Source organism: Streptomyces alkaliphilus (assembly GCF_014141535.1).
Lineage (GTDB): Bacteria > Actinomycetota > Actinomycetes > Streptomycetales > Streptomycetaceae > Streptomyces > Streptomyces alkaliphilus.
Window position 1 is genome coordinate 1 of record NZ_VKHT01000361.1, and the last position, 4,744, is coordinate 4,744.

General features: G+C 74.8%; 3 protein-coding genes. 2 read left to right on the plus strand and 1 reads right to left on the minus strand.

What is annotated here, in order from left to right; all coding sequences use genetic code 11:
* The first annotated feature begins 186 nt into the window (after positions 1 to 186).
* Positions 187 to 1,209 (plus strand): aldo/keto reductase, encoded by a 1,023-nt coding sequence (locus tag FNQ90_RS12995; protein ID WP_182606530.1) that lies wholly within the window; start codon positions 187 to 189, stop codon positions 1,207 to 1,209.
* A 290-nt stretch (positions 1,210 to 1,499) separates the two neighbouring features.
* Here the strand turns inward: FNQ90_RS12995 and FNQ90_RS13000 are convergent, their stop codons facing one another.
* On the minus strand, positions 1,500 to 3,080 hold the full coding sequence (locus FNQ90_RS13000) for an IclR family transcriptional regulator domain-containing protein (RefSeq protein WP_182606528.1): 1,581 nt from the start codon (positions 3,078 to 3,080) through the stop codon (positions 1,500 to 1,502).
* A 192-nt stretch (positions 3,081 to 3,272) separates the two neighbouring features.
* Between FNQ90_RS13000 and FNQ90_RS13005 the strand changes: the two genes are divergently transcribed.
* Positions 3,273 to 4,475 (plus strand): thiolase family protein, encoded by a 1,203-nt coding sequence (locus FNQ90_RS13005; RefSeq protein ID WP_182606529.1) that lies wholly within the window; start codon positions 3,273 to 3,275, stop codon positions 4,473 to 4,475.
* Positions 4,476 to 4,744 lie beyond the last annotated feature (269 nt).

Here is a 4,744-nt window from a genome sequence, read left to right on the forward strand (position 1 = left end):
GCCCTCCTGACGGAGGGCGCCCGGTCGCCGGACCTCTTCCCGGTGACCGACACCATCGACGGCGCCTTCCCGGCCGGCGGCGTCCGACACCTCGCGACCGCCCTCGCCGCCGGCGAACCGCCCGAGGCGGCCCCGGCGGAGGCGGTCGGCCCCCGACGACCGGGAACCGCCATCGAAAGGACTGCCATGGACGCGCGGCCCCTGCCCTCCGGACGCATCGCCCCGACCCCTCTGGCCCTGGGCACCGCCGCCCTGGCCGGGCTCTACCGTCCGGTGGACGCCGAGCGGGCCGCGGCCACCGTGGACGCCGCCTGGGAGGTTGGAATCCGCGCCTTCGACACCGCCCCCCACTACGGGCTGGGGGTGGCCGAACGCCGCCTGGGAGCCGCCCTGCGCCATCGCCCGCGCGAGGAGTACACCCTCTCCACCAAGGTCGGTCGACTGCTCCGTCCCCTGCCCCCGCCCCACGGTGACGACCTCGCCAACGGCTTCGCGGTGCCCGCCGACCACGAACGGGTGTGGGACTTCGGCGCCTCCGGGATCCGTCGTTCCCTGGAGGAGAGCCTGGAGCGCCTCGGCCTGGACCGGGTGGACATCGCCCTGGTCCACGACCCGGACGAGCACGTCCGGCAGGCGTTGGACGAGGCGATGCCCGAACTCCACCGGTTGCGCGACGAGGGCGTGGTGGCCGCGATCGGGGTGGGCATGAACAGCACCCGTCCGCTCACCCGCTTCGTCCGCGAGGCCGATCCCGATCTGGTGCTGTGCGCCGGGCGTTGGACCCTCCTGGACCACTCCGCTCTCGCCGACCTGCTGCCGGCCGCCCTCGACCACGGGGTCGGCGTCCTGGTCGGCGGCGTCTTCAACTCCGGCCTGCTGGCCGACCCGCGCCCCGGCGCCACCTTCGACTACGCCGAGGCGTCACCGCGGTTGGTCGAGCGCGCCCTGCGGTTGCGGGAGGTCTGTGAACGCCACGGCGTCCCCCTGCGCGCCGCCGCCCTGCGCTTCCCCTTCGGCCATCCGGCGGTGGTCGGCGTGTTGACCGGGGGCCGTTCCCCGGCGGAGGTCACCGAGGCCGCCGAGGCGCTCGCCACCCCCCTGCCATCCGAGCTGTGGGCCGAGCTGCGGGCGGAGGGGCTCCTCCCCGAGGGCGTCCCGGTGCCCGGTGAACCTCCCGTGATCCCCGGCCGGGCGGGGGAGGGGAGATGAACATGTCACTGATCGACGCCCACCACCACCCGGGGGACCCCGCGGCCCGCGACCGGCCGTGGCTCAGGAGGGAGGGGTGGCGCCGCCGCACCGCGACATCGGGCCCGCCGATCCGGCGGTGGTGGTCCGCGCCGCCGACCACCACACCATGCCGGTGAGCACCCGGGAACCGCTCGCCCCCTGTCCGGGACGGACCGGGCGGAGTTTCCGGGCGGCACCGCGCCGCGGACGCACGGACCGCGACCGCACCATCTCCCCGCCCCCACCCGAGGCCCCGTCGGGGCGGCGGTTCAATTCGTCGGCACGCGATGCAGCCGGGCGGCCGGCGCCAGTTCCCGTTCGATCCCCTCGACCGCCCGTCGCAGCGCGGGCAGCAACTCCGCCCGGGCCCGCCGCGGATCGCGCCGTCCGGCGGGCATCGCCAGGTTCACGGCGGCCACGACCGCTCCCGCCCCGCCGCGCCCGTCGCGCACCGGCACCGCGATCGAGCGCAGGCCCTCCTCCAACTCCTCGTTTCCCATCGCGTACCCGTCCCGGGCCACCTCCTCCAGCAGGGCCGCCAACCGCCCCGGGTCGGTCACGGTGTGCCGGGTCAGGGGTCGCGGTTCGAGCGCCCGCAGGGCCCGCGCCCGGCCGGCCGGATCGCGGCCGGCCAGCAACACCCGTCCGCTCGCGGTCGGGTACGCCGGGAAACGCGTGCCGACACCGATCTCGGCGTTCATGATCCGCTCGGTCGCGACCCTGGCCACGTAACGGACCTCCGCCCCCTCCGGCCCCGCGGGAACGGTCAGGGAGGCCGATTCGCCCACCCGCGCGGTCAGCGCCACCAGATGGGGACGCGCGATGTCCGCGAGGGTCATGCGGGTCACGCGGGAGTGCCCCAGCCCCAGCACTCGCGGGGTGAGCCGCCACCGACCCGCCTCCTCCACCGCGTGCCCGGTGTGCCGCAGCGAGAACAGCGCCCGTCGGACGCTCGCGCGCGGCAGGTCCAGGAGCCGGGACACCGCCGCCGGAGTGGTGCCGTGCCGTCCCGTCTCCAGGGCGACGATCACGGCCGGCCCGCGGGCCAGGGACTCCACGAACCCGGCGCCCAGCCGCTCCTTGGCCGCGTGCAGGGCGGTCGCGTCCAACCATCGGTGGTCATCGTCGGGACCGTCGACCCCCGGGTCGGAGCGCAACCGCTCCTCCATGGCGACGGCGCACTCCCGCATTCGGGGCAGCAGGTCGGAGCGCAGGGAATCGGTGTCGTGCCGGCCCCGGTGGTAGATCACGCTCAACGCTCCCACCGGGGACTCCTCCGGCCAGGGGCGGAGGGGGACGGCCACCGAGACCAATCCGGGCTCCGCCTCGCCCTCCCCGAGGACACCAGGGGTGCCGAGGGCGTGCGGAGGGGACCCACCGGTGGGCCGGGCCCCCACCGACAGCACTCCGGCGGCGGCCGTTCGATCCATCGGAAGCGGATCTCCGGGCCGGAATCCCACCCGCACCACCCGGCGCCGCGGGGTGAGGTGGGCCAGGCGGACCGAGGCGCCGTCCGGGACGCTCAGCGCGACCGCCTCGTCCACCTCCTCCGCCAGCGCGTCGGCCAGGGAGCCGACCGGCCCGCTCAACCCGCGGGTGGAGGCGAGGAAGGCGTTGCCCGGCAGGGCCAGCGCCCCGGTGGGCGCGACCCGGTGATCCTCCACCCGCAGCAGACCCAGCTCCGCCAGGGTTCCGACGGTGCGGTCCAGGGTGGAACGGGCGATGCCCGTGGCCCCGGCCAGTTCGCCCGCCGGTACCGCCGATGCCCGGATCCGGGCCAGTTCCCCCAACACGGCCAGACCGCGCAGGAAGGGGCCGACCGTCTCCGTGGGCACTCCGTCGATGCTCACCGCCGCCCCCGCTCCCGGGGCGCCGAAGTGGTGGTGAGACACGTCCCATCGCCGACTCGGCCGTTGACAGCGGGTCCGGGACGAATGAGACTCGCCGCGCAGGAAAATGAACCACAGTTCATCACGCGAACATATCCCGGGTTCGGGGCCGGTGCCGGTCGGAAACCCGGGGCCGTCGGGAGGGTCCCCAAGATGAGTGACCGGAGCCGCAATGTGCGGGACGTGTGGATCGTCGACGCGGTGCGCACCCCGATCGGGAAATACGGCGGCGCGTTGTCCGGCCTCCGCCCCGACGACCTGGCGGCGGGCGTTCTCCGGGCCCTCCTGGACCGCACACCCGGGCTCGACCCGGCCCGCATCGACGACGTGATCTACGGCAACGCCAACGGCGCGGGGGAGGAGAACCGCAACGTCGCCCGCATGGCGGTCCTGCTGGCAGGGCTCCCGGTCACCGTCCCCGGCGTCACCGTCAACCGACTCTGCGCCTCAGGGCTGGAAGCAGTGGTCCAGGCAGCCCGGGCCATCGCCCTGGGTGACGCCTCCATCGCCGTGGCCGGGGGCGTGGAGTCCATGAGTCGGGCACCCTGGGTGCTGCCCAAACCCCACCGGGCCTTCCCCGCCGGGCATCAGGAACTGTTCTCCACCACCATCGGTTGGCGAATGGTCAACCGGCGGATGCGACCGGAGTGGACCGTCCCGCTGGGGGAGGGGGCCGAACTGATCGCCGACCGCCACGGCATCGACCGCGCGGCCCAGGACGCCTTCGCCCTCACCAGCCACGAGCGTGCCGTTCGAGCCTGGAAGGACGACGCCCACGCCGCGGAGGTGGTCACCCCCGAGGGCGTCGAACTCTCCCGGGACGAGACCATCCGCGAGGGCGGCACCCCGGAGGGCATGGCGAAGCTCGAGCCCGCCTTCCGCCCCGAGGGCGGCACCGTCACCGCCGGCAACTCCTCCCCCCTCAACGACGGAGCCGCCGCCCTGCTGCTCGCCGACGAGGAAGGGGTGCGGGCCACCGGCCGGGAGCCGCTGGCCCGCATCTCCGCCTCCGCCGTCTCCGCCCTGGAACCGCAGCTCTTCGGACTGGGACCGGTGGAGGCGGTGGACCGGGCCCTGGGACGGGCCGGTCGCCGGCTCGGGGACCTGACCGTGATGGAGCTCAACGAGGCATTCGCCGCCCAGGCACTCGGTTGTCTCGCCCATTGGCCCGACCTGGACCCGACCCGGGTCAACCCGCGCGGCGGGGCCATCGCCATCGGGCACCCGCTCGGGGCCTCCGGCGCCCGTCTGGCGGGCTCCGTCGCCCACCAACTGGCGGCGGCGGGCGCCGGGACGGGAGTGGCCACGCTGTGCATCGGCGTCGGCCAGGGGCTCGCCCTGGTGCTGGAACGCTGAGGTCGGCCCCGGCCCCCGGCTTCTCGACGCGTCGTCCCCGGTACCACCGGTGTTTCCCTCGACGCCGGGTCATCGATGTAGAACAAGAGCTCAATTGTTCACTTCTGACACTTCCCCGACTCTTGTCGGGGACTTCGGGACGGCAGGACAGTGGAGTCACCGGCAGACGCCGGTCCCCCCACATCCACGAAGGGAAGTGCGCGATGGCAGTCCACGAGCGCACCGGGCGGAGCCCTGACCCCCGCCCTCCGACATCCCCGGTCCCGGTG

Coding starts and splice junctions, on each gene's coding strand:
- FNQ90_RS13005 (WP_182606529.1), top strand. CDS start 3,273: ATGAGTGACCGGAGCCGCAATGTGCGGGACGTGTGGATCGTCGACGCG.
- FNQ90_RS12995 (WP_182606530.1), top strand. CDS start 187: ATGGACGCGCGGCCCCTGCCCTCCGGACGCATCGCCCCGACCCCTCTG.